Annotated in this window: 25 protein-coding genes; 13 read left to right on the forward strand and 12 right to left on the reverse strand. The window is 69.9% G+C overall.

The features are described from left to right. Positions 1–145 precede the first annotated feature (145 nt). The 11 genes from Amac_RS04185 (at position 146) to Amac_RS04235 (ending at position 11,253) form a co-directional block, all read left to right on the forward strand. Entirely contained in the window at positions 146–907 is a 762-nt protein-coding gene (locus Amac_RS04185) for an SDR family NAD(P)-dependent oxidoreductase (RefSeq protein ID WP_170322311.1), read from the forward strand. 176 nt (positions 908–1,083) lie between these two features. Then, complete coding sequence (locus Amac_RS04190; RefSeq protein WP_155352960.1) at positions 1,084–2,376, forward strand: ABC transporter substrate-binding protein; 1,293 nt, start codon at positions 1,084–1,086, stop codon at positions 2,374–2,376. Positions 2,377–2,386: 10 nt separating this feature from the next. Continuing rightward, a complete protein-coding gene (locus Amac_RS04195; RefSeq protein WP_218040869.1) occupies positions 2,387–3,232 on the forward strand; it encodes a polysaccharide deacetylase family protein in 846 nt (281 codons plus the stop codon). Next, positions 3,216–4,820, forward strand: coding sequence for a gamma-glutamyltransferase family protein (locus tag Amac_RS04200; RefSeq protein WP_155352961.1), 1,605 nt, complete (start codon positions 3,216–3,218; stop codon positions 4,818–4,820). Before Amac_RS04195 ends, Amac_RS04200 begins: the two co-directional genes overlap by 17 nt. A 12-nt stretch (positions 4,821–4,832) precedes the next feature. Then, a complete protein-coding gene (locus Amac_RS04205) occupies positions 4,833–5,642 on the forward strand; it encodes an SDR family NAD(P)-dependent oxidoreductase (RefSeq protein WP_155352962.1) in 810 nt (269 codons plus the stop codon). Next, complete coding sequence (locus tag Amac_RS04210) at positions 5,639–6,373, forward strand: ABC transporter ATP-binding protein (protein ID WP_155352963.1); 735 nt, start codon at positions 5,639–5,641, stop codon at positions 6,371–6,373. Before Amac_RS04205 ends, Amac_RS04210 begins: the two co-directional genes overlap by 4 nt. After that, entirely contained in the window at positions 6,370–7,104 is a 735-nt protein-coding gene (locus tag Amac_RS04215; protein WP_155352964.1) for an ABC transporter ATP-binding protein, read from the forward strand. The genes Amac_RS04210 and Amac_RS04215 overlap by 4 nt, the downstream gene beginning before the upstream one ends. Further along, entirely contained in the window at positions 7,091–7,966 is an 876-nt protein-coding gene (locus tag Amac_RS04220) for a branched-chain amino acid ABC transporter permease (protein WP_155352965.1), read from the forward strand. The genes Amac_RS04215 and Amac_RS04220 overlap by 14 nt, the downstream gene beginning before the upstream one ends. Continuing rightward, the gene (locus Amac_RS04225; protein WP_155352966.1) at positions 7,966–8,937 is read left to right on the forward strand and encodes a branched-chain amino acid ABC transporter permease; all 972 of its coding nucleotides are present in this window, start codon (positions 7,966–7,968) and stop codon (positions 8,935–8,937) included. The genes Amac_RS04220 and Amac_RS04225 overlap by 1 nt, the downstream gene beginning before the upstream one ends. Next, entirely contained in the window at positions 8,934–10,259 is a 1,326-nt protein-coding gene (locus Amac_RS04230) for an ArgE/DapE family deacylase (protein WP_155352967.1), read from the forward strand. The genes Amac_RS04225 and Amac_RS04230 overlap by 4 nt, the downstream gene beginning before the upstream one ends. An 88-nt stretch (positions 10,260–10,347) precedes the next feature. Beyond that, positions 10,348–11,253 (forward strand): MurR/RpiR family transcriptional regulator, encoded by a 906-nt coding sequence (locus Amac_RS04235; protein ID WP_170322312.1) that lies wholly within the window; start codon positions 10,348–10,350, stop codon positions 11,251–11,253. A 9-nt stretch (positions 11,254–11,262) separates the two neighbouring features. On the opposite strand, the gene Amac_RS04240 is transcribed toward Amac_RS04235, so the two are convergent. From Amac_RS04240 to Amac_RS04255, 4 genes are all read right to left on the reverse strand, one after another. Then, positions 11,263–11,781, reverse strand: coding sequence for an FAD-binding oxidoreductase/lyase (locus Amac_RS04240; protein WP_155352969.1), 519 nt, complete (start codon positions 11,779–11,781; stop codon positions 11,263–11,265). Between the two features lie 231 nt (positions 11,782–12,012). Beyond that, positions 12,013–12,309 carry a helix-turn-helix domain-containing protein gene (locus Amac_RS04245; protein WP_155352970.1) on the reverse strand — a complete coding sequence of 99 codons (297 nt, stop codon included), beginning with the start codon at positions 12,307–12,309 and terminating at the stop codon, positions 12,013–12,015. A 112-nt stretch (positions 12,310–12,421) separates the two neighbouring features. Further along, positions 12,422–12,973, reverse strand: a complete 552-nt coding sequence (locus Amac_RS04250; protein ID WP_170322313.1) for a helix-turn-helix transcriptional regulator — start codon at positions 12,971–12,973, stop codon at positions 12,422–12,424. 358 nt (positions 12,974–13,331) lie between these two features. Beyond that, positions 13,332–17,609, reverse strand: coding sequence for an AAA family ATPase (locus Amac_RS04255; RefSeq protein WP_155352972.1), 4,278 nt, complete (start codon positions 17,607–17,609; stop codon positions 13,332–13,334). A gap of 91 nt (positions 17,610–17,700) precedes the next feature. Here Amac_RS04255 and Amac_RS04260 point away from each other — a divergent pair, with 91 nt between their 5' ends. Continuing rightward, positions 17,701–18,195: a hypothetical protein gene (locus Amac_RS04260; protein WP_155352973.1), complete on the forward strand. Its 495-nt coding sequence runs from the start codon at positions 17,701–17,703 to the stop codon at positions 18,193–18,195. Between the two features lie 233 nt (positions 18,196–18,428). Next, positions 18,429–18,602: a helix-turn-helix domain-containing protein gene (locus Amac_RS04265; protein ID WP_155352974.1), complete on the forward strand. Its 174-nt coding sequence runs from the start codon at positions 18,429–18,431 to the stop codon at positions 18,600–18,602. On the opposite strand, the gene Amac_RS04270 is transcribed toward Amac_RS04265, so the two are convergent. The 8 genes from Amac_RS04270 to Amac_RS04300 all read right to left on the reverse strand — a co-directional run bounded on the left by Amac_RS04270 (position 18,599) and on the right by Amac_RS04300 (position 26,211). After that, positions 18,599–18,787, reverse strand: coding sequence for a hypothetical protein (locus Amac_RS04270; protein WP_174900134.1), 189 nt, complete (start codon positions 18,785–18,787; stop codon positions 18,599–18,601). The two genes, Amac_RS04265 and Amac_RS04270, sit on opposite strands and share 4 nt — an antisense overlap. A 120-nt stretch (positions 18,788–18,907) precedes the next feature. Continuing rightward, positions 18,908–19,558 (reverse strand): hypothetical protein, encoded by a 651-nt coding sequence (locus tag Amac_RS04275; RefSeq protein WP_218040870.1) that lies wholly within the window; start codon positions 19,556–19,558, stop codon positions 18,908–18,910. Positions 19,559–19,779: 221 nt separating this feature from the next. Beyond that, on the reverse strand, positions 19,780–20,220 hold the full coding sequence (locus tag Amac_RS04280; RefSeq protein WP_155352975.1) for a GtrA family protein: 441 nt from the start codon (positions 20,218–20,220) through the stop codon (positions 19,780–19,782). Further along, positions 20,208–20,615 carry a hypothetical protein gene (locus tag Amac_RS54410; RefSeq protein WP_174900140.1) on the reverse strand — a complete coding sequence of 136 codons (408 nt, stop codon included), beginning with the start codon at positions 20,613–20,615 and terminating at the stop codon, positions 20,208–20,210. Before Amac_RS54410 ends, Amac_RS04280 begins: the two co-directional genes overlap by 13 nt. Beyond that, positions 20,612–22,699 (reverse strand): galactose oxidase early set domain-containing protein, encoded by a 2,088-nt coding sequence (locus Amac_RS04285; RefSeq protein WP_174900141.1) that lies wholly within the window; start codon positions 22,697–22,699, stop codon positions 20,612–20,614. Before Amac_RS04285 ends, Amac_RS54410 begins: the two co-directional genes overlap by 4 nt. After that, the gene (locus tag Amac_RS04290; RefSeq protein WP_170322314.1) at positions 22,699–23,439 is read right to left on the reverse strand and encodes a polyprenol monophosphomannose synthase; all 741 of its coding nucleotides are present in this window, start codon (positions 23,437–23,439) and stop codon (positions 22,699–22,701) included. Before Amac_RS04290 ends, Amac_RS04285 begins: the two co-directional genes overlap by 1 nt. A gap of 22 nt (positions 23,440–23,461) precedes the next feature. After that, positions 23,462–24,994 (reverse strand): ArnT family glycosyltransferase, encoded by a 1,533-nt coding sequence (locus Amac_RS04295; RefSeq protein ID WP_155352977.1) that lies wholly within the window; start codon positions 24,992–24,994, stop codon positions 23,462–23,464. After that, the gene (locus Amac_RS04300; RefSeq protein WP_218040871.1) at positions 24,991–26,211 is read right to left on the reverse strand and encodes a glycosyltransferase family 2 protein; all 1,221 of its coding nucleotides are present in this window, start codon (positions 26,209–26,211) and stop codon (positions 24,991–24,993) included. The genes Amac_RS04295 and Amac_RS04300 overlap by 4 nt, the downstream gene beginning before the upstream one ends. Positions 26,212–26,464 lie beyond the last annotated feature (253 nt).

Raw genomic sequence — 26,464 nt, forward strand, 5'->3', positions numbered from 1 at the left:
GTGCCGGCTCGGCGTCCGCGGGCCAGCCGCCCTAGTGAAACATACGATTCATATCCCCGGTCAAGGTATTGAAATGAAATCAATCCTGCGTGTAACCTGCCAGACCTGGCGAAATAACCCCAGGTCAGAGGCAGGGAGGCAATTCATGGCGGATACCCCGGCACGCGTCGGCGGCCGGTTGACCGGCACGGTGACCCTGGTCACCGGTGGCGCCCAGGGCATCGGCCGGGGCGTCGCCGCGGCCTTCCGGGACGCCGGTTCGACGGTCGTGGTCGCGGATCTCGACGAGGCCCGCGCCGCCGACCTGCCCGGGGTGGACCGGGTGCGGATGGACGTACGCGATCCGGCGTCGGTGGCGAGCGCGACCGAGCAGGTCGTGGCACGGCACGGCGGCCTGGACACCCTGGTCGCCAGCGCGGGCGTCTACCCGAACACGCCCGTGCTGGAGATGGATCCGGCCGAGTGGGACGAGGTGTTCGCGGTGAACACCCGCGGGGTCATGCTGGCCGCGCGGGCGTTCGCCGGGGCCCCGGGCGCCTCCGGGGCCGAGCGCCGGATCATCGCGATCTCCTCCGGGGCGGGGCGGTCGGCGCGGGTGGGGGCCGCGCACTACTGCGCCTCGAAGGCGGCCCTGGACATGCTGGTGAAGGTGCTGGCCCTGGAGCTGGCGCCGACCACGGTCAACGCGGTCGCGCCCGGCCTGATCGAGGTCCCGGCCACCGCCGCGCTGGCCCCGGACTACGTCGCCACCCTGGTCGCCGGGCAGCCGGTGCACCGGATGGGCACGCCCGCCGAGGTCGCGCGGGCCTGCCTGTTCCTGGCCGACCCGGACTCCTCGTTCATCACGGGAAGCGTGCTCGACGTGGATGGAGGCTTCCTGGCCGGCACGCCGCTCCCGCCAAGTTAGTAACAAATCATTAATACGTCTGTTCTTTCGCATCAGATGCAACGTACGTTTCAATTTGCTCGGAGTAGTGGAATGGTGCAAATCGGACAGTTGATCGTTCCGTGCGCGGCCTGGCCTCTCCTCGATCCGACCGGCCTCCGATCAACCCAGCCCTGATCACGCAGAGAGGTTCCCCCATGGACCGTCCTTCCTTCCTTCGCTCCCGGCCGCCCCTCGCCGCCGCCCTGCTGGCCGCCGTCACCACGCTGGCCGCCTGTTCCTCCGGCGCCACCACCGAGGCGGGCGACGGCCAGGCCGCCGCGAGCCCTGCCGGCAAGGAGATCCAGATCGGCCTGCTGGCCCCGCTGACCGGCGGCTCCGCCTCCGACGGCAAGGGCATGCAGCAGGGCGCGGAATTGGCAATCAAGCAGCTCAACGAGCGCGGCGGCGGCTACACCTTCAAGCTGAAGAGCGTGGACGTCCAGGGCCAGTCCAACGACGCGGTCACCAAGGGCGTGCAGACCCTGATCGACGACCCGGAGATCAAGGCCGTGGTCACCGGCTACGCCTCCACCTCCAACTTCGAGATCGACGAGTTCGCCGCGGCCGAGAAGGTGTACCTGATCGGCGGCAACACCGCGCAGACTCAGGCGATCATCGAGAAGGACCCCGCCAAGTACCCCACCGTCTGGTCGGTCACCCCCAACTACGACGCGTACGGGGTGGAGCCGGTCACCCTGGCCCTGAAGTGGGCCGACCAGGGGCTGTGGAAGCCGCGCTCCAAGAGCGTCTTCCTGGTCCGCTCCGACAACCCGTACAGCGAGGGCATCGCCGACGGCCTGGTCAAGGAGTTCCAGAGCAAGGGCTGGACCGTCGCCGGGCAGGAGAAGGTGCCGTTCGGCGCGGTCAACGACTGGGGCACGGTGATCAGCAAGATCCGCGCCGCCGACCCCGACTTCATCGTCAACACCGACTACCAGGTCGCCAACGAGGCGAGCTTCATGCAGCAGTTCCTGCAGAACCCCACCAAGTCGCTGGTCTTCCTGCAGTACGGCCCCAACCAGCCGCAGTTCTTCGAGCTGACCAAGCAGAAGGCCGAAGGGGTGCTGTTCAACAACCTGGCCGGCTTGGTGCCCTCGGCGAACTACGCGCCCTCCGCCCAGCTCCAGAAGGACTGGCAGGCCGCGTACGGCACCAGCGAGGTGGACCCGCAGGGCGTCCTCACCTACACCGAGATGATGATCTACGCCGAGGCGCTGCGCCAGGTCGGCGACCCCGACGACGCCAAGGCGATCGGCGCCGCGATCGGGGCCCTCGACACCGAGCAGGCCTCCGGCCGGATCGCCTTCGACCCGGCCACCCACCTGGCCAAGCAGGGCGACGACTACGTGCCGCTCCAGTCCTTCCAGTTCCAGGACGAGAAGAAGGTCCTGATCGCTCCGGAGAAGTACGCCTCCGGCACCTTCCGGCTGCCGCCCTGGATGAGCTGAGAGGATCACCGTGACGGACACCCTTCTGACGCTGCCGCCCGGCAAGCGGATGGCGGTCGCGCTGACCTTCGACTTCGACGCGCACTCCCCGTGGATGGGCACGGTCGGCCGTACCTCGCCGACCTACCTGTCCCGGGGGGACTTCGGCGCCGAGCAGGGCGTGCCGCGCCTGCTGGAGTTGCTGGGCCGCCACGACCTGCCGGCCACCTGGGCCACGCCCGGCCACGACCTGGTGACCTTCCCGCACCGGATCGAGCAGATCCTGGCCGCCGGGCACGAGATCGCCGCGCACGGCTGCTACCACGAGGTGGTGCCGAGCCTCGGGCCGGACGAGGAGCGGCGGCTGATGGAGGTGGCGCTCGGCCAGCACGAGCGCGTCGTCGGCCGCCGCCCGCGCGGCTACCGCTCCCCCGCCTGGGACTTCTCCGAGACCACGCTGGACCTGCTGGAGGAGTACGGCTTCGACTGGGACAGCTCGCTGATGGGCCGGGAGTTCGAGCTGTACCGCCCGCGCCGGGTCACGATCAACTACGAGTCGGCCAACGAGTTCGGCCCGGAGAGCCGGATCATCGAGATCCCGGTCTCCTGGTACCTGGACGACTGGCCCTCGGTGGAGTACGTCGCGGGGATCTCGGCCCTCGGGCCGCACCGCGACATGGAGGACCGCTGGCACACCATCTTCGGCTACGCCCACGAGCGGGTGCCGGGCGCGGTCTACGTGCTCACCATGCATCCGCAGACCATCGGCCGCTCCCACCACCTGCTGGTGCTGGAGAAGCTGATCGAGCGGATGCTGGACACGGGCGACGTCTGGTTCGCGACCCTCAGCGAGATCGCCGATGCCTGGCGCGGGTGAGGCCACCGGCGGGCTGGTCACGGCGCCCGATCCGCGGGCGGCGCACGCCGGCGCGCTGATGCTGCGCGCGGGCGGCAGCGCCGTGGACGCCGCCGTGGCCACCGCCTTCGCGATCGGCGTGGTCGAGCCGTACATGAGCGGCCTGGGCGGCGGCGCCTGGCTGGTGATCCGCGAACCGGGCGCCAGGACCGCGACCACCGTGTCCGGGCCGATCCGGGCCCCGGGCCTGGCCAGGGCGGACATGTTCCCGCTCGCGCCCGGCGCGGACCCGGCCGGCCTGTACGGCTGGCCCGCGGTGGCCGGCGACGCCAACATCGTCGGCCCGCTGTCGGTGGGGACGCCCGGCGCGGTGGCCGCGCTGTGCCGGGCCCACGCCCGTTTCGGCCTGCTCCCGCTGGCCGAGGTGCTGGCCCCGGCGATCGAGCTGGCCGAGGAAGGTCACCAGACCAACTGGTTCGCCTCGTCGGCGATCTGCGCCGAAGCCCGGAACCTGCGCGGATTTCCGGACAGCGCGGCCCTGTTCCTCCCCGACGGGCTGCCCCTGCGCGGCCCGTCGCAGGGACCGGGCGACCGGCTGGTGCAACCCCGCCTGGCCGCCGTCCTGCGGGAGATAGCCGACGGTGGCCCTGATCAGTTCTACCGGGGCCGAGCCGGTCAGGCCATCGCCGCCTTCGTCGGCGCGCGGGGCGGCCCGCTGCGCACCGCCGACCTGGCCGGCTACGAGGCCGTCGAGGCCGAGATCGACCCGGTCGAGATCGGCCCGCTGCGCCTGTACGGCCCGCTGTCCACCGGCGTGGTGACGGTCGCCGAGGCGCTGCAGATCGTCGAGGCCGCCGGGCGGCGCGGCCTGGACCCGGGCCCCCGGCTGTGGGCTCGCGCCCTGGCCCGCGCCTTCGACGACCGGCTACGCGAGGTCAGCCCGGAGCAGTCCGGCTGGGAGCGGCTGGCCGGCGCCGAACACGCCGAGCGGGTCGTCGCGGAGTGGCACCACCCCCTGCCGGTGACGAGGGGACCGGCCAAAGCCGGGTGCACCTCCCACCTGTCGGCCGTGGACGGGCGCGGCATGACGGTCGCGCTCACCCAAACGGTGCTCGACCTGTTCGGCTCGCGCCTGGTCGAGCCGGAGACCGGCATCGTGCTCAACGACGGGATGATGTACTTCGACCCGCGCCCCGGCCAGGTGACCAGCATCTCCCCCGGCGCGGCCGGGCTCAGCGCGGTCAGCCCCATCATCGTCGGCGGCCCCGGCGGCGAGGCCGTGCTCGGCGCGTCCGGCGGCCGGCGGATCATCTCCGCCGTCGCCCAGATCATCGCCCGCTGGCGGGACGGCGCCACCCTCCAGGCCGCCGTCGAGGCCCCAAGGCTGCACGCCGAGGGACGCCGGGTCTGGCTGGACCGCCGCCAGGAGAGCGCCGCCGCCGACCTGGCCGCGGCGGGACACGACGTCCAGGTGGTCGAAGAGGAGCCGACCACCTGGCACTTCGCCCGCCCGGGCGGCGTCGAGCGCCGCCCGGGGCGTGGCTGGGCGCCCGGGGTGGACCGGATGAAGCCCTACGGCGTGGGCGTACAGGAACGTGCAGCGGACTGAGGAGAGATCGGGATGAGCATTCTTGCGGGCCGACGTGCCCTGGTGACCGGCGCGGCGGGCGGGATCGGCGCGGCCGTCGCGCGCGCCCTGCTCGGCCAGGGCGCCCAGGTGGTGATCGCGGACGTGGACGCCGCGCGCGGCGAACGCACCGCGGCCGAGCTGACCGTCCCCGGCGGGCCGGTCTGCCTCTTCCAGCGAGCCGACGTCTCCGCCGAGCAGGAGGTGACCGCCCTGTTCGACCGCGCCGAGCGGGAGCTGGGCGGGCTGGACATCCTGGTCAACAACGCCGGGGTGGCCGAGAGCGGCGGCGGCGTGACCGGCGTGCCGGTGGCCGAGTGGCGGCGGGTGCTGGACGTCAACGTGACCGGCACCTTCCTGTGCGGCCGGGCCGCTTTCCCGCTGCTGGCCCGCGCCGGAGACGGCGCGGTGGTGAACCTGTCGTCCATCTTCGGGGTGACCGGCCTGCCCGCCTACCCCGCCTACTCCGCCGCCAAGGGCGCCATCGCCAACCTCACCCGGCAACTCGCCATCGAGGGCGGCCCGCTGGGCATCCGGGTCAACGCGGTGCTCCCCGGCTACGTGGACAACGACATGGGCGACTCGCGCAGCCTGCTCAGCCCCGAGGACGCCGCCGAGTCGCTGCGCCAGCGGGAGGCCGCCGCCGCCCGCCAGCCCATCGCCCGCCAGTGCTCCCCGGACGAGATCGCCTCCGTGGTGGCCTTCCTCACCTCGCCCGGCGCCTCCTTCGTCACCGGCGTGCTGCTGCCGGTGGACGGCGGTTTCCTCGCCCAGGGCGACTGGCGCGGACCGGAGGCGTCATGACGGTGCTGCTGGCCGCCGAGGAGGTCACCAAGTCCTTCGGCAGCCTCCGCGCCGTGGACGGGGTGTCCATCGAGGTACGGCAGGGCGAGGTCTTCGGCCTGGCCGGTCCCAACGGCGCGGGCAAGAGCACGCTGTTCAACCTGCTGACCGGCATCCCGATCCGGCCCGACTCGGGCCGGGTGCTCTTCGGCGGCCGGGAGGTCCAGCACCGCTCCCCGCGCTGGCTCGCCAAGGCCGGGCTGAAGCGCACCTTCCAGACCGAGGCCGTCTTCGAGTCCCTCACCGTCCGGGAGAACGTCCGGATCGGCTCAGCGTACGGCGGGGCGGGCCGTACCGCCCGGTGGGACCGGGCCCGCTGCGCCGAGGCGCTGGAGCAGGTGGAGCTGGGCGGCGACCCCGACCGCCCGGCCGACGGTCTTTCGCTGATCGACCGCAAGCGGCTGATGATCGCCTGTGCCCTGGTCAGCCGCCCGTCCGTGCTCCTGCTGGACGAGCCGGCGGCCGGACTGGACCCCGCCGACCAGGACGCCCTGATCCGCCTGCTGACCCGGATCCACGCCACCGGCACCACGATGGTGATCATCGAACACGTGCTGTCGGTGCTGGAGGCGCTCGCCGACCGGATGGCCGTGCTGGACAGCGGCCGGGTGATCGTCACCGGCGCCCCCGCCGACGTGCTCACCGACGCCCGCGTGGTCGAGGCGTACCTGGGGCCGGGAGCGGCGCGATGAACGACGACCTGCTGACGGTGACCGATCTCACCGCGGGCTACGGCCACACCAAGGTCCTGCGCGGGATCTCGCTGCGCGTCGGCGCGGCCGAGGCGATCGGCCTGCTCGGCCCCAACGGGCACGGCAAGACCACACTGCTGCGCTGCGTGTCCAACCTGCACCGGGCGACCTCCGGTTCCGTCGCCTACGCGGGCAGCGACACCCGGGGCCGCTCGCCGCGCGACCTGGTCCGCCGCGGCCTCATCCACGTCCCGCAGGGCTCCCGGCTGTTCCCGCAGCTCACCGTGGCGGAGGCGCTGCGCCTGTCGGCCGCCTCCAGCGGCCACCTCGCGACCTGGCGGGACGGCCTGGACCACGTCTTCACCGTCTTCCCCCGCCTGAAGGAGCGCCGCGGCCAGCTCACCGGCACGCTGAGCGGCGGCGAGCGCCAGATGGTCAGCCTCGGGATGGGCCTGATGGCCCGGCCCACCCTGCTCATCCTCGACGAGCCCACCCTCGGCCTGTCGCCCAAGGTCAAGCACGAGCTGAGCGAGTGCATCCTGCGGATCCGCGCCGAGGTCTCCTCGATCATCCTGGTGGACGGGGACATGGAGCTGGTGCTCAGTCTCACCGACCGCTACCACGTCGTGCTGCACGGCGACATCGTGCACAGCGGCGCCTCCGACGCGACCGTCGGCCGCGACGCGATGATGTCGCTCTTCCTGGGAGGGTCCGCCGATGAACGGCGTTAGCGCCATCCTGACCAGCGCCCTCGTCCTGGGCGGGCTCTACCTGCTCATGGCGGCCGGGCTCACGCTGATCTGGTCCACCCTGCGGGTGTTCAACTTCGGGCACGGCGCGCTGCTGATGTTCGGGGCGTACCTGTCCTGGACGCTCCTGGACCGCGCCGGGCTGCCCCTGCTCCCCGCCCTGATCGGCGGCGTGCTGGCGCTGGCCCTGCTCGGCGTGGCCTACGAGTTCCTGCTGGTCAGCCCGTTCATCCGGCGGCCCAACGGGGACATGCTGGTGATGGTGGCCACGCTGGCCGCCACCATGCTGCTGCAGTCCGCCGCGCTGCTGCTGTGGGGGCCGGAGATCAAGCAGCTCCCGCCGCTCGGCTCGGCCAGGATCGAGCTGGGCGGCTCGGTCGTCCAGGGCACCCAGCTGGTCACCATCGTCCTGGCGCCGGTGCTGGTCGGCCTGCTGGCCCTGGCGCTCAGGCGCACCGGCATCGGGCTGACCGTGCGGGCGCTGGAACAGAACCGCGAGCACGCCCAGCTCCTGGGCATCTCGCCGCGCCGGGTCTACCTGTTCGTGGTGACCATCGCGATCGGGCTGGCGGCGGTGGCCGGGGTGCTGCTGGGCAGCATGCGGTTCATCTCGCCGGCGATGGGCGACGATCCGCTGCTGCGCGCCTTCGTGGTGCTCGCCTTCGGCGGTGCGGGCAGCCTCGGCGGCACCATCGCCGGCGCGTACGCCATCGGCCTGCTCGAAGCGGTGACCACGTACTACTTCGGGCTGTCGTGGAGCCCGGTCCTGGTCTTCCTGGCCATGATCGTCATCATGCTGGCCCGCCCGGAGGGTCTGCTGCGCAACCAGGTGAGGAGCGCGTGATGGGGAACCTGCGCGCCTGGGCCGGGTGGCCCGCCTACGCGATCGTGCTGGCCGTGCTCCCGCTGGTCCTCACCGACCCGCACACCCGGCTGCTGCTGATCCTGATCACCATGTACGGCATGCTCGCCCTGGGCTGGAACCTCACCCTCGGCTTCGCCGGCATCTTCAACTTCGCCCAGATCGGCTTCTTCGGCATCGGCGCCTACACGGCCGGCATCCTGGCCACCCGGACCGGGATCGACCCGTGGCTGACGCTGCCGATCTCCGGGGTGTCGGCCGTGCTGGCCTCGCTGGTGGCCTTCCTGCCGGTGCTGCGGTTGCGCGGCATCTACGTCGGCCTGGCCACCTACGTCTTCTCCCAGCTCTGCATCTACCTGGTGCTCGGCCAGGCGGGCCTGACCGGCGGCTCCAACGGCATCGTCGGCATCCCCCGGCTGACCCTCGGGGAGACCAGCCTGCGGGCCGACGGCCGGATCGGCTACTACTTCCTGGGCGCGGCGCTGCTGTTCGCCACCACCCTGCTGGTCCGCCTGATCACCCGTTCCACGCTCGGCCTGTCCCTGCTGGCGATCCGCGACAACGAGGCCCTGGCCACCAGCCGGGGCGTCTCCCGGGTGCGGCAGCACCTGATCGTCTTCATGATCGGCGCCGCGGTGGCCGGGGTGGCGGGCGCCTTCAACACCTTCCTCAACGGCGTGGTCAGCACCGACGTGTTCGGCTTCGGCTACCTGACCCTGCTGCTCAGCATGATCTTCCTGGGCGGCAGCGGCAGCGTGTACGGCCCGATCGCGGGCGCCGTCGTGGTCACCCTGGTCACCGACGCGCTCCAGGACGCCGGGGCGTGGCGCGACGTGACGGTCGCGCTGCTCATCCTGGTGGTCCTCTGGATCGCCCCGAAGGGTCTGGCCGGACTGGCCGGCCTCCTGCCCCGCCCATCGAGACGCCCAGCCACCGCAGAGGAGAACGCATGATCAGCCAGGACGGCGACCCGACGGCCCGGATCCTCGCCGAGGTGGACGGCCTGGCCGCCCGGATGGTGGACACTCTCGCCGAGGCCATCGCCGTGCCCAGCATCAACCCCCGCTACCCGGGCCAGGAGTACAGCAAGGTCGTCGGCGCCGAGGGCGAGATGAGCGCGCTGCTCGCCGACCTGTACGCCGAGGCGGGCGCCGACCTCACCACGGTGACCGTGGAACGCGGCCGGGACAACGTGGTCGGCGTCCTGCCCGGCACGGGCGGCGGGCGCTCGCTGCTGCTGAACGGGCACGTGGACGTGGTGCCGCCCGGGCGTCTTGACCGCTGGCACGGCGACCCCTTCCGGGCGGTGGTCACCGGCGACCGGGTCACCGGCCGCGGCGCCACCGACATGAAAGGCGGCCTGATCGCCGCCGCGTACGCCGCCGTCGCGCTGCGCCGCGCGGGCCTGCGCCTGGCGGGTGACCTGGTCCTCCAGGCGGTCGTCGGGGAAGAGGTGGGCGACCACGAGGCCGGCACCACCGCCGTGCTGGAGGCCGGGTTCGGCGCGGACGCGGCCATCGTGTGCGAACCGTCCGGCCAGCGTGGCACGCTGCCCGCGATGGTGCCGGTGACGCCCGGCCTGCTGTGGTTCTCCATCACCATGGAGGGCAAGACCGCACATTCGGGGCTGCGCGGCATGACCATCCACCCAACCCTGGAAGGGGACGCCCTGGGCGTCAACACGGTGGACAAGTTCTGGATCGTCTACCAGGCACTGCGCGCCCTGGAGGACGAGTGGGCCGGGCACGACCGGCACCCGCTCTTCCCGCCCGGCTACTTCAACCTGCTACCCGGCGTGCTGCGGGCCAATCCGTCCGGCATCCTGGTGCCGTTCTTCCTGGCCGACGAGCTGACCGTGGAGTACTGCGTCTACCACCACCCCGGCCGCACCAACGAGGAGGTGATGGCCGAAATCGAAACCCGCGTCACCGACGCCTGCCGCCGCGACCCGTGGCTGCGCGCCCATCCCCCGGTATTCGAGTGGAAGCTCCTGTGGCCGCCGTACGCGCTGCCCGACGACGCGCCGATCGCCGCCACCGTGGCCCACGCCCACGCGACCGCGGCCGGACAGGTCCCGCTGACCACCGGCTTCATGGGGGTCTGCGACCTGACCTGGATGGACCGCAAGGACATCGGCGGCCTGGTGTACGGCCCCGGAGTCGGCTACACCGCGCACGCCGAGAACGAGTACGTAGAGATCGCCCAGCTCATCCAATCGGCCAAGACCTACGCGCTGACCGCGGTCAGCTGGTGCGGCCTGGCGGCGACCGAATGACCGCCGGCCGTGGGGTTCGCGCCGCTCTCCCGTCCGTGCGAGTATCCCTGATGCGACCGCGATGACCGGTCACGCAGAAGGAGACAGCATGCCCGGCACGACCGAGCCGCGCACGGTGGCGGCACAGCTGCGCGACGTGCTTCCCGACCTCCCCCGGGCCGAGCAGCGGGTCGCCCGCGCACTGCTGGCCGGCTACCCCACGGCGGGTCTCGAGCCGCTGGCGACCGTGGCCACACTGGCCCAGTCCAGCCCGGCCACCGTACTCCGGCTGGCGTACCGGCTGGGCTTCCAGGGCTATCCGGAACTCCAGCAAGCGCTCAAACGCGAAACCCAGCAGCGCTACTCCTCCCCGCTCACCCAGTACGGCGAACCCACCACCGAAGAGGGCACGGGGCACGACGACGGGGTCCTGGGCCGCTCCCGGCGCGTCCTACTGGAGGCCACCGCGATGACCTTCGACCAGCTCCCCGAGGGCGAGCTGGTCAAAGCGGCCGGGCTACTGGCCGATCCCGCCCGGCGCGTGTCGGCGGCCGGTGGCCGGTTCAGCACAATCCTGGCCCACTACCTCATCGCCCACCTCCACCAGCTCCGCCCGCACGCCACCTACATCGCCGGCTCCACCGCCGACCACGCCGCCCACCTACTCGACATGGGCCGCCGCGACGTCCTGGTCCTCTTCGACTACCGCCGCTACCAACGCGAAACGATCGCCTTCGCCCGCGCCGCGGCCTCCCGCAACGTGAAAATCATCCTATTCACCGACCCCTGGCTGTCCCCCGCCGCCGCAGTGGCCGACGTGGTCCTCCCCGGCCAAGTCCGCTCCCCCTCCCCATTCGACTCACTCACCCCCGCCGTAGCACTCATCGAAACCCTGGTCGCCGCCGTAGTCGAACAACTCGGCGAAACCGGCCGCGCCCGCGTCGCCAAGTACGACCAGATGGCCGACGACGTACTCCGCGAGGAAGACACCGACCCCCAAGCCGTCACCCCGTAGGCACGCCTGCTATTGATCGCCCGGAACCGTCGCCCGCGGAGTCTCCGGTCGCTGCGACAGCCCGGCGAAGCGCTCGGGCCGGAACGACGAGAGCTCCTCGACTCGACCGCCGCGCACCACCTCTTGCACGCAGTACTCGGCGAGGAGAGGCGCAAGGGTCACGCCACTGTGGGTGGCGATCGCGTAGAACCACTCCCCCTCGCCGACGAAACCCTCGACTGTCTTCCCGTCCACCGGGATCGAGCGCCGGCCGATCTGCAGCCTCGCGATCTCCGGCCGCTCCGCGAGGCTGACGACCTCTTCCAGTCGCCGGAGAAGCTCCTCGGCTTCCGCGCCCCGCGTCGTCGGCGGCCGATCGGGGTCGACGACGCGGTCGAGATCCAGTCCGTGCAGGACGAGGCTGCCGTCGGGTTGCGGTCGAAGGCTGAGCCTGCTGGTCGTCAGGAGCCGTGAGACGGGCAACGCCCTCGGGCGCGTGTACGCGAGCAGACCGATGGTAGGAAGGCCGGCCTTGTCAGTCGCTGCCATGGGCAGCTCGGGGACGTCGGCGAGCGACGCGACGTGCTCGCTCCAGCGCCCCGCAGGATGACCAGGCGACCCCTATCCACCTGGCCCTCGCTGCTCGTTTCCCACAGTTGGCCTGACCTGGTAGGGACTTCGGCCGCCACGCCGGGGCTGCGTCGCCGTCACGCGCGGTGAAGGGCGGTGGGTGGCCCGTGCCGTCCCCGGCGAACAATCATGGAGCTCGTCTCCCCGCGTTCAGAGCCAGCCGCGTTCTCGGGCGAGTCGGAGTGCTTCTGTACGGTCACGGGCCTGCATCCGCTTGTAGAGGTCGTCGAGCAGGCGGGACATCATCGGCTCCGAATACCCGACGCGGTCGGCCAGTTCGGCGACAGTGGCGACGGTGGAGAGATGGCGTAACCACTCCAGCTCCCGGGGCGACGGCACGTCGACCTGACCTGGTAAGGGCTTCGGCTCCCACAACGGGTCTGCGTCGCCGTCGCGTGGGGTGAAGGGCGGCGGTTCGCCCGTGCCGTCCCCCCAGCGAGTCATCATGGATCTCGCCTCCCCCGCGGTTGGAGCGCTCGCATCCATGACGCTAGGTACCGATTCGACTGCGGGTCCATGACGCAATAGGAGTTTCGGCATGCCGCCACATCCGGCGCGTTCAGATCCAGCCATTTTCTCGGGCGAGCAGGAGTGCTTCTGTACGGTTGCCAGCCCGCATCCGCTTGTAGAGGTCGCGGAGCAGGCGGAACATCATCCGCTCCGAATACCCGGCCTGGTCGGCCAATTCGGCGACGATGGCACCGGTAGAGAGATGGCGTAACCACTCCAGCTCTCGCGGCGACGGCACCGCGGCGTCCGGCGACGTCGAGGCGCGGTGCGATGTCAGACCGCGCAGCACGTCGATGGGAAGCACGGTGCGGCCGCCGATTACGGCCTCCACCGTCGCTCGCACCGCAGACGGTTGCGCATCGCGTGGCAGCGCGGCGACCGCGCCAGACGCCAACGCGCGCACGTGCGTGGTGACGGCGTCGTCGGGCAGCAATGCTACGACGAGGACGTCGTTGTAGGTACGACACAGTCGGCCAAGACGTTCCCAGTCGTTACCGGCCTGTAAGGACAACACCACGAGGCGGAGGTGATCGTCGTCCATCCAGGTGAAGATGTCATCCGGCGACTCGCTGCCCAGCCCGGCCTCTCGCAGGGTGGCCATGACGCCATGCCGGTACACCGGCAGCGGATCGAAGACGGCTATCCGAACGAACACCGCGGTAGTCTGCCAGCCGCACGGCCCGACGACAGCGGTACACGCCCGGAAAGCGCCAGATGTGGCGGTATACCGACATGGACGGGTGTCATGGATGCGCAGACCAATCCGTACCTAGCGTCATGGATGCGAGCGCTCCAACCGCGGGGGAGGCGAGATCCATGATGACTCGCTGGGGGGACGGCACGGGCGAACCGCCGCCCTTCACCCCACGCGACGGCGACGCAGACCCTGAGTGGCAGCCGCAACCCCTGCCGTTGTGGATTGAGAACGAGCCCGCCTAGCCGGTTCCTGGGGGGATCAATCACGGGTAGCTGTCGGGGTACGGCCCACTCGCGGCGGCCAGGACGGGTTCCGTCCGCGCATCCAGAGTCGGCGCCAATTGCCGGAAGAGGCGCTGCACCCTCAGCACGACAGTCTGCGTCCGTGCGATCTCCCGTGCGCGTACGAACGCTTCCTCGGCCTCGCGGAATCGTTCGCGTTCCCCGCAGATGGCGAGTCCGCAGCTGGCCAGGCCCAGCAGGTCTGCTACCTCGAAGTTGCCTCGATCGGCACGCCAGAGTCGTTCCGCTCGGTCGTGCGCGAGGCTGAACGCGGCCCTCGCCGGCGCGGTCTTCCTCAAGCGCAGCAGAGCAATGCCTTGCACCGCGAAGGCAACCCCAGCGCGGTTTGACTGGCTGAGACGCACGGCGTTGTCGGCGGCCGCCTGGGCCGCCATGAGGCTGTCCGTATCCGCGCCTCTGCTGAGATGGGCCTGCGCCAGGACGGTGGCCGCCTCCCGGCAGAGTGGAACGTTGTTCGTTCGCGCCCCGAGATTCACGGCTTCCGTCGCGATCTCGATAGCCTTGTCGGGCTCCCCGGTGTCTAGACAGATCACCGCACGCTGGCCGACGAAGGCGCCTACCAGGCGGATCTGCTTGCGCTCCTCGGCCGCGTGCTGTCCCAGGCGCAGGACTTGCCTGGCCTCCAGCAGATCGCCGCGGGAGGCGTAGACCATGCCGAGTGAGAGTTCCAGGCCGAGGCTGGAACGCGCTGCGCCGGGCTCGTCGCTGTGACCGAGGGCTTCCTTGGCACGCTCGTAGTCGTTCAGCGCCTCCTCGAATTTCCCCCACTCGTAGTGGCAGCGCAGGAGCCCGGCCCTGGCCCGCCCGATCTCCAGGTGCCAGTCCTTCTTGACCTCGCTCAAGGCGTACCGGTACCACGCCGCGGCCTGGACGCAATCGCCGTCGTGCAGGTGCGCATCCCCGAGCTGAATGGCTACATCACAGCTGCTCTGCCGCAGACGGTGATGAGGACGGCGGCAGATCTCGATCGCATCCTTCAGATCGCGGATCGCGCCGTCGGCGTAGTCCTGGCGCAAGCGTGCCGCAGCCTTCGACGCCAGGTTGTGAACGTCAAGGTAATCGTCCTCCTGGGGGACGCGGTCTCGCAAATTCGCCAGCCATGAACTCCATGAGCTGTTGTCCAGCAGGTTCATGACCTCAAGCGCTTTCTCCCGCTCCCCGCCGGCCAGACGCATCTCCACCTCGGCGAGCCGGCGGAGCACGTCCTCCTCGCCGAGCACCTGCGGCGCGGACGCCGCGAAGTGCTCAGCGGCTAGCCCGTAGAGGGCCCGCTGTGTCAAGGGGCGTGGCTCGCGGGTGCGGTCGCTGGGAACGCCGAGGTCCAGCCCGTCTAACAGGCAGGTTCCGTCGGGGTCGCGGGGGAGAGCGAAACGGCGTCCGTCTCTGCGGATCAGGCGTCGCCGTACGAGCTCGTTGAGGGTGGGTTCGTTGACCTGACCGGGAAGGTAGCGGGCGAGCACCGCGTCCACGGCCGTGGGCTCCACGGGCTGGCCGAGCACGGCCAGGGCCTGCAGTACCCGCTGTTCGGTGCGGTCGAGTCCGCCCAGCGCCCGCTCCAGCAGCGACGGCAGCAGGCTCGGCCCGGTCAGCCCTTCCCGCTTCAGCTGTTCGACCAGGCGGGGAAGGGTAAGGGTCGGGTCGCCGTGCAGCAGGGCGACCACCAGTTCCAGCACGCGCGGGTGCCCAGCGGTCAGTGCCGTCAGATCGGTGGCGACACCCTGGTGCGGGGCGAGGTCGAGCAACTCGTCGGGATGATCCATCGCGCACAACAGGTCCCAGGCGTGGTCCTCGTCGAGCCCGTGGTTGAGCGGGAGTGAGGTGACGTTCGGCACCGGCTCCACCACTACCTGAGTAGTCACCATGAGCAGCTGAAGCTTCTGCTCCGCCTGCTCCAATGCCATGGTCAGGGTGTCGATGAGCTGCCGGTCGACGAATCGGCCGTCGCCGTCGACCAGATCCTGGACATCATCGAGGACGAGAAGCACGCGCGTGCCCTCGGTGATGGCCGAGAGCACCTGACGCACCTTCTGCGGCCACGGCAACGCCGAACTCCTGACGTCGGCATGAACGCGCCTCACCTGGTCGGAGTCTAGTGCCACCTCGGCGATCGCGCTGAGCACCGTCACCGCGTTGATCGGGTAAGGGCCGCGCGCGGGCAGGTAGACGAAGCCGTCGATAGGCAGAACGCCACGGTCGTCACGGATGCGACGACGAAGCCGTGAGATCATCGCGGTCTTGCCGAACCCGTCGGGGCCTATCAGCGCGACCGGCCCGTGTCCAGATTCGAGAAGGGCGATCAGCTGGTCCGTCTCGTTGAGCCGATCCAGCGGTTCGTCCGGTGGTGCGGGCAAGGGCTGGCCGTAGCAACGTAATCCGTTTTCCCGGCTGCTGGGCGCCGGGGCGCGGCCTGTCGTAGGCACAGCGCGGGTGGTGGAGGGGTGTCCTCGGTTCGTTCGACGTGCCGTCTGGGCTTCGAGGCGTTTCTCCAGCAGCTCGCACTCCTGGTTGATGCGCTCTCGTGCCGTGCCCTCCGCATCTCTGAAACCTTCGTTGAGTCGTCGCAGGCGCCGGCCGTACAGGCTGATCAGGTAGGAGGGCGACCCGATCCAGCGCAGGTGGGCAATCAGCTCTTCCCACTGCGCTCGCCCGGCCGCACGGAAGTCGTAACAGCCGTCGTCCTCTGACAGCTCCGGCTGTCCGTCCACCGGATGAACCCGCAGCCACAACACCGGCAGTTCGCGGCGCGCGGCCAGTTCGACCGTCTGGCGATGCGCCTGGCTGGCGAGGAGGTCGGTGGTGACTACGACTGCCACGATGTCGGCCCGAGCGACCTCGTTGGCCTCCGCCACGCCAGCGCCCTGGGGACGAGCATCGATCGGCATGGTGGCCAGGCGATCGGTCAGCATGGTCACGAAGCCGTCGCCGTCCGGTGCGTGCAGCACGACCAGCCGTGCCGTGTCCATCGGCTCGCCAGGGTCGACTCCCCGGCCAGGCGGGGAGCTCGTTTGAGGCGTGGTCGTCCGTACGGCCTGCCGCCGTGGCGCGAACGCGTCATCCCGCGTGGTCAGGGTCTGATACCGCGCGGTCGCCGCGGCCGCCAGGTGAAAGCACCACTCTCTGTCATCGTCGGCGAAAAATTTGCGACCGACATGCATCAGGGCGGCGGCCACCAGCGCGAGCACGGTCTGCTCCCGCCACTCCTTTCCATGGCCGGAACTCCGCGCCCACCCCGCAGGTCCCTCGTGGATAGCAGCGCTGATCCGGCTGAACCGCTGCCCGATGCCGCTGCCGGTTCGTACGTCCGGGTCGACGATGACCTCGATGAGGTCGCGGCGGGCAGATGCGTCGAAGTGATCACGCTGCAGCAGATCCATGGCGAGGGCGACCAGCAGGTGCATTGGGTCGCGTGCCAGCGGCGCCCCGGGGTCGAAGCGGTCGAGGTCGATGAGGATGTACTCCTCGGGCCGAGGATGCGGGCCCATCGGCAGCAGGATGTTCCGCCCGCTCAGATCACCGTGTGCCCTCCCGGTCACCACCGAATCCAGAGGCAGGCGGGAGTAGGCACGGTTGTTCAGCAACATGAACGGATTGGGCAGGATCCTGCCCCAACCGGGTTGGGTCACGGTCTCCGGATGGCCGCTGCCGGGGACGTTCGCCCCGCTCGCCCAGCGCTGGATGGGGCCGTTCGGATCCATCCGTTCGCCGAGGATCGCACGCATGAAGTGCTCGACGGGCACCGATCGCCGCTGCGGCGGATCCACGCCGTCGCCGGAGTTCCAGTCCTGAACGATCGAGCCGATGATGTCCTTGCAGTACGCTGCCGCATCCGGATCGCCGTTCAACACCGGCTCCAGCAACGGACGCACGGTCCCGAGATCACCGCGCGCGACGTCCTGGAAGACCAGCCACCAGCCGCCCAACGCGACAGGTTCACCGTACGGCCGCGCGAGATGTGGAAACGTCTTCGCCGACTTGCCAGCGTCCTTAACCTTGTCCACCTTGAGCTGGATCGGGGGCCGGTAGAACTTCGCGATCAGATTGCGCTGATCCTGGCCGCTGGAGCGCTCCATCAGCCCGACTGGGTCGCGCCCGCGCCCGGCCGTGAACCACCCCTTGTGGGTGAGCTCGCCTCCCTCGTGCTCCAGCCAGGCATCAAGCGCCAGCAGGACCTGGTGCGGCAACGCCCGCCAGTCGGGTACATCGTTACGCCGTGGCATCTGGTATCCCGTCGTCAGCACGAGGGCATCGTCGATTCACTGCTTTACAGAGTCCGTCGTACAGGCATCAATGTGAAGTAGCCCAACAATGCAGGATCCATTGGAGATCACCGTGAGCGACGACTCCAGCAGGCCGCAGGCCCAGAAGGACCTGCTCTGGGGTATGTACTCGGATATGCGGGCACATGCGCGACACGCGGAGACCTTACGGGCGAACGCCGTCAACATCGTCCTGGTGGTGGCGTCGGCGCTGGTAGCCGTCATCGCCGCCGACGGGAATCTCAGGCGTGATGAATTGCCCGTCAGCCTGCTGGTCATCTTCATTGGCGTCATCGGGCTGGCCTTTGCTGCTGCGTACACGGAGCTCTATCAGCGAAACCGGCGCCGGGCAGAACGATTCAGGGCCGTCCTCGACGAGCGGTTCTTCGTGGCCGACGACCCGACAATCACCGAGGTGCTAAACGCGTCGGACGAGCGCCACCAAGCGACCTCGTTCTACCGTTGGACTCGGCGACTGACCGGCAGCACCCAGCGCTTCTGGCTGGTGGTGCCCGCGCTCGTCATCGTCACCGGCACCGCGCTCGTGATCGCGATCGCGGCCGCTTGACCGCAATACGCCGGTGAGCACCCGCCACCAGAGCCGAGCCAGCCCTTCGCCGACGAACTCGGCGCGCCGCAGCGCTCGGACTGGCTACGTCGCCGGGCGTACGAATCATGGCCAAGGTGGGCGTGCCCGGCAAGGGTGAGGTGACGCTGTACGACAGCCGCCGCTCCCGCCTGACCTACCTCGCGGCGGGCGGGGTGCTGACGTGACCCTCGCGGCTTGGGTCGGGCACGCCGATGGCGGGACGCTGGCGGCGCGCGGTATTCCTGCTGGAGCAGGGCAAGTCTCCCGATGACGTCGCGCGGATTCTCAACGTGTCGCGGCGATCCTTGTTCGCCTGGCAGCGGGATTATTGCGAGCACGGCGAAGGTGGGTTGCGGACGAAGAAGACCCGCGGGCCGGACTCCTAACTCAGGTTGCCGCCGCGCCACCGCTCGATGGACGCGATCAGTCCATCGATCCCGGAGCGTTCCACCGTGTCGTAATCCTGGGTGAGTACGGTCTCGGTAGACCCTGCGAAACGCCCCCAGAGGGCGCCGTGCACATACCAGAACAGCACCCGATTGCGATGGACGCTGTGAAGGAAACCGATCAACTACGAGGCAAGACTGGCCAATCCGGTTGACGGGCGTGGATGGATGGCGTGTACTGGACGTGGTCGGTGACAAGAGGTCCAGGGGACTTCTTCCCGGGAAACTGGGATAGCCGGCCTCAATTATGCGGTTCCCCATGGGGTCAGCAGCGATGCCAGGTTCGGCTGGATATGGGTTTCGAACCATTTGCACTGGCGGCCTTCGAGGATCCGCTGCACTCCCCACAAGCTGTAGTCCGCCACCTGGATTCCCCACGCGCTCTGCGCGTCCCAGATGCAAAGTACGACATCTCGATCCGCCGCCAGTTCGCGACATACGTCCGCCAACGCTTCGCGTGCGTCCATCAGCCTGCGATTGGTTGTCAGGGTGGCTACGATCACATAGATCGTGTCGCCAGACCGGCTGATGAGGGGCAGTAGCTCCCTGAAATGGGAATACCACGCCAACTTGTAGAGCCAGTGCGAACGCTCGCGGATCGACGGGTGTGCCCTGGACTTGCAGAGGAAGGTGGCGTCGAGCCGGGGTACCTGCCGGCCGATCAGATCGAAGACCTCTTCTCTGGTCGCATGCGAGTCGTCCTTCGCATGGAGGCCGCGTGGAAGATTCACACCGCGCCGCTCCAGATCGCAGCGGAGCCGCAAGCCCTCCCATATCTCTTTTCCGTGCTCTCCAACAAAGACGGCGGTGCCAAAGCCGAAATAGAGGCTCGCGCCCGGCGTCCTGGTTAGATCCATATTTCCGGTTTCGTCGGCATACATGTAGATTTCTGCCACGCCAAATCCCGCCCATTATTTGGTGATCGACGGAAATCTTTACTACCACATGACGCATACCAAAACTGCGATATGGCCTGGCGGGTAAGGATGCGGCGCGTTACGGGCGGCGACGGCCACAACTGTGCATCAAACAGGCATCCACGGGATCCGTCCCGATCGTGGCCGGAATTCTTCCCGCATGCGGCACCACTGGCGTCATCCTGGCTCAGTGCTGCGCCTCACCCCCGGAGGTCCGGCCGATGTCCGCGGAACACCAGGTGGTTTGAGCCGGCGTAGTTGAACACCATGCCGGCGGCCACTCCGGCCGCTGCGGCGGCGGAGATGCCCGCCGTTCGGTAGGCCAGGGTGAAGACTGCGGTGTTCACGCAGAGAGCGGTCATCGCGGTGGCGTTGTAGGCGAGCAGCCGGCCCAGCACCCGGCGCGGGGAACCGCCTGGCCGGTCCTTCCAGGTCAGCAGTGAGCTGAGGGTGAAGTTGAGCTGGGCCGAGACCGCGATGCCCACCGCGTTGGCGATGGGGGCGCGCACGCCTGCCACCATCAGGCTGGTGAGCAGCAGGTACTGTACCGCGAAGCAGGTGCTGCCGACGCCGGCGAAGGTGATCTTGCGCCGGTGCCGCAGCACCAGTGCCGTCGCGGCCCGGTACGTCAGTTGTCGCATGCGATCCCATTCCGGTCGGGGTCCAGCCGATGTCGGTCCCGCGGGTTGTTGACGGTGATCCCGGCGAGCTTGTGCGCCCGGATCCAGTCGCAGCGGCTCTCGCCTCTGGCCAGCTTGGGAAAGTCCCACGGCACGCACTGCCCGGCCGTGCCGTAGGCGTGGTCGCAGCCGTCGATGCTGGCCGGGATGGCGGTCTTCTTCGGCCGGGCGGTGAGCCGCGGCCGGGGTGACCGCAGCTTCTTCGCGAACGGCAGCACATGCGGGCCGGGGGTGGCCTGGACGGCGGGAGCCGGACGCGCGCCCGGTGCGCCGGACGCCTGGGCGGCGAAGAGCACGGCGGACGGCACCGCCACGGCGGCGGCCGTCAGGGCCGCCGCGAGCCGGATCCTCATCATGCGCCTCCCACGTGTACCCAGCTGGCCGCCGACGGCACCCCGGCCGCGTTGACCACGGTGAGCATGTACCAGCCTGGCGGTGCGATGTTCGGGTTCGTCGTCAGGTTCAGATCGATCACGTTGCCGGGGAACACCGTCAGCGGCAGGTCGACGTACCGCTGGTTGGGGTCGGAGGAGTGGGTGACGGCGGCCGGGCGGATCAGCGACGCCTTGACGATCGGGCCGTCGGTCACGATGCGCTGCGCCGAGCCGTACGTCCACTGGGTGTTGGGGATGGACGTGATGACGGGACGGTCGCCACGGAACAGGTACGGCGGCGAGTACATCGAGATGCGCAGGTCGAAGCTGCCGTCACCGGGATTGTTGCCGAAGGTCAGCACGCGCCCGTCGGGCAGCAGCACGGCCGAGGAGTGGTAGGTGCGGGGCACCGGGTCGGTCGCCATGCCGGGGGTGAAGGCGTTGGTCGCCGGGTCGTACATGGAGGCCTCGAAGACCGGTGTCTCCCGGTAGGTGTGCAGCGCGCCGCCCGTCTCGAAGACCTTCCCGTCCGGCAGGATCACCGTGGACAGGTAGACCTTTCCCTCCGCGCCGGTCTGCGGCGTGCCGTCGGTGTAGTGGCCGTGCGGCAGGTCGGGGCCTGGCACGTACGCCGGTGCGGGCTGCTTGAGGTCGATCAGGTCGGTCAGCCGGTGCGCGCTGGGGCTGACCGTGTGGTTGCCGCCGCCCACGGTGAGCACCTTCTGGTCCTGCGCCGGCGGCAGCAGCACGCTCATCGACTGGTCGCGTTCGTCCTTGCGGCGCAGCCCCGGCACATCGGTGATGGTGCCCGCGTCGTAGTCGTAGATGGACGCGCCGGTGCCGGGCAGCCCGGGCCCGAAGACGTGCGAGCCGGTGTAGAACAGCCGCCCGTCCTGGAGCAGGATCATCGCCGGGTACAGGCCCCAGAAGCTCCACGCCTGCTTGGCCTGGCCCATCGGCAGCCACTGTCCCTGCGCGGCCGAGTAATGCTCGTTGACCACGGTGCCGGAGGAGTCCTCGGCCAGACCGCCCAGCGAGATGACGTCGCCGTTGCCCATGATCGTGGCGGACGGGTACCAGTGCCCGGCGAGCATGTCGTTGATGCGGGTGTAGGAGTTGGTGGCCGGATCGAAGATGTAGGAGACCTTCAGGCCCTTGTACCCGACGCTGCCGTCCGGCGCGGCGTAGTCCTTGTTCCCGCCCATCACCAGCACCCGGCCGTCGGCGAGCTGGACGTGACCCGCGCAGAAGAAGTCGGCCGGGGTGGGAATGTCGGTGAAGGTGCCGGCCACGGGATCGTAGAGGGTGGTCTTGAAGGTGCCGGCCTGGAACAGGTCGGTGTCGTTGCCCGATCCGGCGATGAGCAGGACCTTGCCGGTGTGCAGGAGCACCGCGTGCATCGCCCGGGCCGGCGACAGCTCGGGGCGCACCTGCCACTGCCCGACGCATTCGGGGCCGGTGCCGGCGCACGGCGTGTCGGGGACCGGGGCGGCGGTGTCCACCATCGCGTAGTCGTCGGTGACCAGGGTCCCGACGCCGTAGTTGGTCACTCCCCAGGTGAGCCGGTCGGTGCCGGGTGGCACCGGCGGGGTGCGCACCAGGGCCTGCTGGAACGTTCCGGTGACCGGCAGCGCGGCCAAATCGGTCCACCACTGCCAGCCGGCCGTCGTGTCGTGCCGGAACACCGTGATCACCGTGTTGGGCTGCGACGTCGTGTACCAGACCGACAGGTCGTACTGGTGTCCCTGGCTCACCGGCGGCGCGCAGTCCGGGTCCTCCGTCATCATCGCCTTGCGGTCGCCGCCGGCCAGCCGGGTGATGGTGAGGTCCATCGCCCGGGAGCCGCCGTACGCCGTGCCGGTCACGGTGAAGGTGTGGTCGTTGTCCCCGTACCCGGACTTCTCCCAGCACTGCGGGAAGCCGGTGGTTCCGTCGAGGATCTCCATGCCGGGGTTCTTGACCAGATTCACGTCGGCGGCGGCCATCGGGGCGCCGAGCGCGGCCAGCGTCAGCGCGCCCGACGCTCCCAGCATCACGGCCGCCCGGCGCCGGTACGGCCAGGCCATCACGCCTCCCTCGGGCCGGCCAGGGTGGCGGAGCCGGTGGAGACCCGGAGCCGGGCCAGGTGCCGGAGGAACCGCACGCCCTCGCGTACCGAGGATTTGGAATCCCCGGCGACGCGCTCGCGGAAGCCGTACGGGACCTCGCTGATCCGCCGGATCTGGCAGCGCACGATCACCTCCAGCAGGACCTTGTAGCCCACCGGCCGCAGCCGGTCGGTCCGCAGCGCGGTGCGGCGCACCGCGAAGTAGCCGCTCATCGGGTCGCTCACCCGGTACAGGCGGCGGAACAGGACCTTGGCCGCCAGGGTGGACAGCCGGGAGGCCAGCACCCGGTGCCGCCCGGAGAGCCCGCCGTGGTCGCCGCCGGGGATGTAGCGCGAGGCCACGACCAGGTGCGCGCCGGTCCGCTCGCCCTCGGCGATCAGCGCGGGGATCACCGACGGCGGGTGCTGCAGGTCGCCGTCCATCACCACCACCCAGGAGCCGCGAGCCACCCGCAGGCCGTCGGCGACCGCGCCCGCCAGCCCTCCGGTGGCCGCGGCTCGGTGGATCAGCGACACGCTGCCGCGCCGCCCGGCGGACTCCTGGTCGATCACCTCAGGTGTGTCGTCGGTGCTGTCGTCGACGAAAATGATCTCCACCGCGGTCCGCGCGTCGATGGTGTCGTCGATCTCGGCGAGCAGCGGCGCGATGTTGCCGGACTCGTTGAACGTGGGTATCACGATGGAAAGTGACGGCGTCACGATGCCTCCTGTTCGGGGCGTGTCAGCGGGTCGTCGTGAGCACTTCGCGGACCTCGATCCGGCCGTCGCCGGCGCCGAAGGTCGCCACCACCCGCGAGTGCGCGAGCGCGCCCGCGAGCGTGGGCAGCTGCGCGGCCTCACCGCGCACTGCCGGGGTGGACACCACGTAGTCGATGTCGCGCCAGCCGCCCGGCAGGGTGCGCTGCACGGCGGGGTCGAGGTCGATCTTGTAGTGCCAGATCGCGCCGAGGCCAGGCGCGTGCCCGGCGCGGACCAGGTCCACCCAGAGCACGCCGTCCACGATGGTGCGCTGGCCGGGCCGGACCGGCATCTCCTCCCGGAGCCATCGGGATGCCGCCATGTACCCGTCGTTGGTGGACTCGGTGAGCATCCGCGCGCCGGTGACCGGCCAGCCGGTGAGCGCGATCGCGCCGGTGACGATCAGTGCGGTGGTGACCAGCGCGCTGCCGAAGCCGCGTTCGGTCCTGATGACGACGGCGGTCGCGATCCCGGCCACCGACAGCGCCAGGAACGGCACCAGCTGGACGATGTACATCTTCGGCAGGTAGCCGTCCGGCCGCAGGGCCACCACCACCAGCAGCAGCACGGCCAGCGCCGGGGCGCGCGCGGGCCGCACCGCCAGGCCGGCGACGGCCGCGGCGAGTCCGCCGATGAGCAGGACCGGATCGTTGCCGAGCCAGCTCATCAGCAGCTCGTGCGCTTCCGTGCCGGGGACGAACACGCTGCCGGTGCCGGCCCGGTCGTGCAGCTGGAAGGCGAGCGTCCCGATCAGCGACACGTGGTCCTCGCCGGCGAACAGCTCGCCCTTCAGCGCCGCGTAGAGCGGGTACAGCGACGCGGTGAAGACCATGCCGGAGAAAAAGCCGGCCAGCGAGAAGCGCCGGGTGCTCGGGTGGCTGCCCTGCCACAGCGCCACGATCACCGCGGGCACGGCGATCGCGATGGTCTCCTTGGAGAGCACCGCGAAGCTGGTGGCCATCCCCGCCGCCACGTGCTGCCACAGGTGCCTGCGCGGGGACAGGGCCAGCGCGAACGCGGCGAGCAGCCACATGACCGCGAAGTTGTCCAGGTACACCTGGTGCTGCATGCTCAGCGCCAGCGGGGACAGCCCGGCGATCGCCATGGCCAGCAAGGCGGTCCACCGGGTGCCCTGCAGCCGGCGCGCCACCGTGTACACCAGCAGCAGGGTGATCGCGAGCACCACGAGCATGGCGATCCGGCCGTGGACCAGCGCCGGCAGGCCGGGCAGCAGCCACTGGCCCGGCCAGGACAGCACGGCGAGCTGGATCCAGCCCAGCGGCGGATGGTCGTACCAGTAGGTGTAGTGCGCGAGCTGGCCGTGCTGCACGGCCCAGGCCTGCGAGATGTACGCGCCTTCGTCGTCGTTGGGGAAGGGCTGGTCGGCCAGGTTCCAGGCGTGTGCCGCGATCAGGAGCACCAGCAGCACGGCGACGGGCAGGAACCGGTGGCGGCGGGCTGGGCGGACCGGGGCGTCGACCGGCGGGGCGGAAGGCGCCAGCAGGACGGCGGTCATGTGTCCTCCCTGAGCCGCAGGTGGGCGCCGACATGATGGGTCAGCTCCCAGTCGCCCCGGCCGGTGGACTCCCGCCAGACCGATCGCAGCGCCGCCACCGCCAGGATCAGCTGGTACAGCGGCAGTCCCGCGATCAGCTTGGCGTAGTGCCCGGCCCGGACCCGCACGCCGTACTGACCGCCGAACTCGTGCAGCCCGGCCAGCTCGAAGGCGAGCATGGTCAGGGTCGGCAGCAGCGGCAGGAAGGTGATCAGCGCCACCCCGTCGGGCACGTCCAGCAGGAAACCGGCGAGGATGCCCACTGGGATGACGGCGCCGGTGAACGCCTGGATGAACGGTGAGGTGAGGGTGAACCTGGCCAGCAGCCGCTGGCGCAGCGTGGGCAGCGCCTTCCACTCGCCCTTGCGCAGCACCTGCAGGAACCCCTGGTTCCACCGGGTGCGCTGCTTGACCAGCGCCTTGATCGAGCCGGGGGTCTCCTCCCTGGTGACCAGCACCGCGTCGTAGGCCACCGCGAACTTCTTGCCCCGGGTGGACAGCCGCACCCCGAGATCGCAGTCCTCGGCGAGGCAGTCCTGGTCCCACCCGCCGTTCTCGCGCAGCACCTCGGTACGGACGAACACGGTGTTGCCGCCCAGCGGGATGAAGCCCATCCGGGCGTGCAGGTGCAGCCGGCTGCGGAACCAGAAGAAGTACTCCATGCAGTTGCGCAGGCTGTACCAGCTGGAGTGGAAATTGATCAGTTGCACGCCGCCCTGCAGCACGTCGGCGCGGGTCTTGCGGAACTCGTGGTCGACGTGTTCGAGGAGCAGCGGATGGACCTCGTCCTCGGCGTCGAAGACACCGACGATCTCGCCGGTGCAGTGCGGCAGCGCGGTGTTGAGCGCCTTGGGCTTGTTCTTGCGGGGGTTGGTGTCGGTGATCACGCGGACCTGGTCCGGGTGGTCACGGGCGAGTTCCGCGGCGATCGCGGCGGTGCCGGGGTCGTCGTGCCCGACGATGACGAGGATCTCGAAATCGCGGTGGGTGGACTGGAGCAGGCCGGTGACGGTGGCGGCGAGAACGTTCTCCTCCATGCGGGCCGGAACCAGCAGGGAGAAAGACATGCGCTGCTCGCCGTCGGGAGCGGAGAAGCGGGTCGCGTGCAGCGTTTCGGGAGTGCGCCACGCGTGCAGCATCCACCACATCGTCAATGCGGCGGAGGCGGTCAGAATCACGGAAATGAAGATCGCCAGAAAGGAGATCATGGCTGGCAGTTATTTCGAAAGCCGCGCACCTGCGACAAGGCCGAGCTGAGAGTTTTCCTATCTCCCCGCGTGAAAACCGAGCTCGCGTTTTGCAACGCACCTACGAGAGCGATCCCTGCCCCACGTAAGTGATACCCCTGAATGCTGGCCACATATCACCCCAGGCCTCGAAGACTTCTGGTTTGGTACGTGCCAATCGTCAGGAGCACTCATAACGAAAAGG

Source organism: Acrocarpospora macrocephala, from assembly GCF_009687865.1.
GTDB lineage: Bacteria > Actinomycetota > Actinomycetes > Streptosporangiales > Streptosporangiaceae > Acrocarpospora > Acrocarpospora macrocephala.

What these genes read in the sequence shown, in the direction of transcription:
- Amac_RS04185 (WP_170322311.1), top strand. Translation starts at nt 146, where the DNA reads ATGGCGGATACCCCGGCACGCGTCGGCGGCCGGTTGACCGGCACGGTG.
- Amac_RS04190 (WP_155352960.1), top strand. Translation starts at nt 1,084, where the DNA reads ATGGACCGTCCTTCCTTCCTTCGCTCCCGGCCGCCCCTCGCCGCCGCC.
- Amac_RS04200 (WP_155352961.1), top strand. Translation starts at nt 3,216, where the DNA reads ATGCCTGGCGCGGGTGAGGCCACCGGCGGGCTGGTCACGGCGCCCGAT.
- Amac_RS04205 (WP_155352962.1), top strand. Translation starts at nt 4,833, where the DNA reads ATGAGCATTCTTGCGGGCCGACGTGCCCTGGTGACCGGCGCGGCGGGC.
- Amac_RS04210 (WP_155352963.1), top strand. Translation starts at nt 5,639, where the DNA reads ATGACGGTGCTGCTGGCCGCCGAGGAGGTCACCAAGTCCTTCGGCAGC.
- Amac_RS04215 (WP_155352964.1), top strand. Translation starts at nt 6,370, where the DNA reads ATGAACGACGACCTGCTGACGGTGACCGATCTCACCGCGGGCTACGGC.
- Amac_RS04220 (WP_155352965.1), top strand. Translation starts at nt 7,091, where the DNA reads ATGAACGGCGTTAGCGCCATCCTGACCAGCGCCCTCGTCCTGGGCGGG.
- Amac_RS04225 (WP_155352966.1), top strand. Translation starts at nt 7,966, where the DNA reads ATGGGGAACCTGCGCGCCTGGGCCGGGTGGCCCGCCTACGCGATCGTG.
- Amac_RS04230 (WP_155352967.1), top strand. Translation starts at nt 8,934, where the DNA reads ATGATCAGCCAGGACGGCGACCCGACGGCCCGGATCCTCGCCGAGGTG.
- Amac_RS04235 (WP_170322312.1), top strand. Translation starts at nt 10,348, where the DNA reads ATGCCCGGCACGACCGAGCCGCGCACGGTGGCGGCACAGCTGCGCGAC.
- Amac_RS04240 (WP_155352969.1), bottom strand. Translation starts at nt 11,781, where the DNA reads ATGGCAGCGACTGACAAGGCCGGCCTTCCTACCATCGGTCTGCTCGCG.
- Amac_RS04245 (WP_155352970.1), bottom strand. Translation starts at nt 12,309, where the DNA reads ATGATGACTCGCTGGGGGGACGGCACGGGCGAACCGCCGCCCTTCACC.
- Amac_RS04250 (WP_170322313.1), bottom strand. Translation starts at nt 12,973, where the DNA reads ATGGCCACCCTGCGAGAGGCCGGGCTGGGCAGCGAGTCGCCGGATGAC.
- Amac_RS04265 (WP_155352974.1), top strand. Translation starts at nt 18,429, where the DNA reads ATGGCGGGACGCTGGCGGCGCGCGGTATTCCTGCTGGAGCAGGGCAAG.
- Amac_RS04280 (WP_155352975.1), bottom strand. Translation starts at nt 20,220, where the DNA reads ATGCGACAACTGACGTACCGGGCCGCGACGGCACTGGTGCTGCGGCAC.
- Amac_RS54410 (WP_174900140.1), bottom strand. Translation starts at nt 20,615, where the DNA reads ATGATGAGGATCCGGCTCGCGGCGGCCCTGACGGCCGCCGCCGTGGCG.
- Amac_RS04285 (WP_174900141.1), bottom strand. Translation starts at nt 22,699, where the DNA reads ATGGCCTGGCCGTACCGGCGCCGGGCGGCCGTGATGCTGGGAGCGTCG.
- Amac_RS04295 (WP_155352977.1), bottom strand. Translation starts at nt 24,994, where the DNA reads ATGACCGCCGTCCTGCTGGCGCCTTCCGCCCCGCCGGTCGACGCCCCG.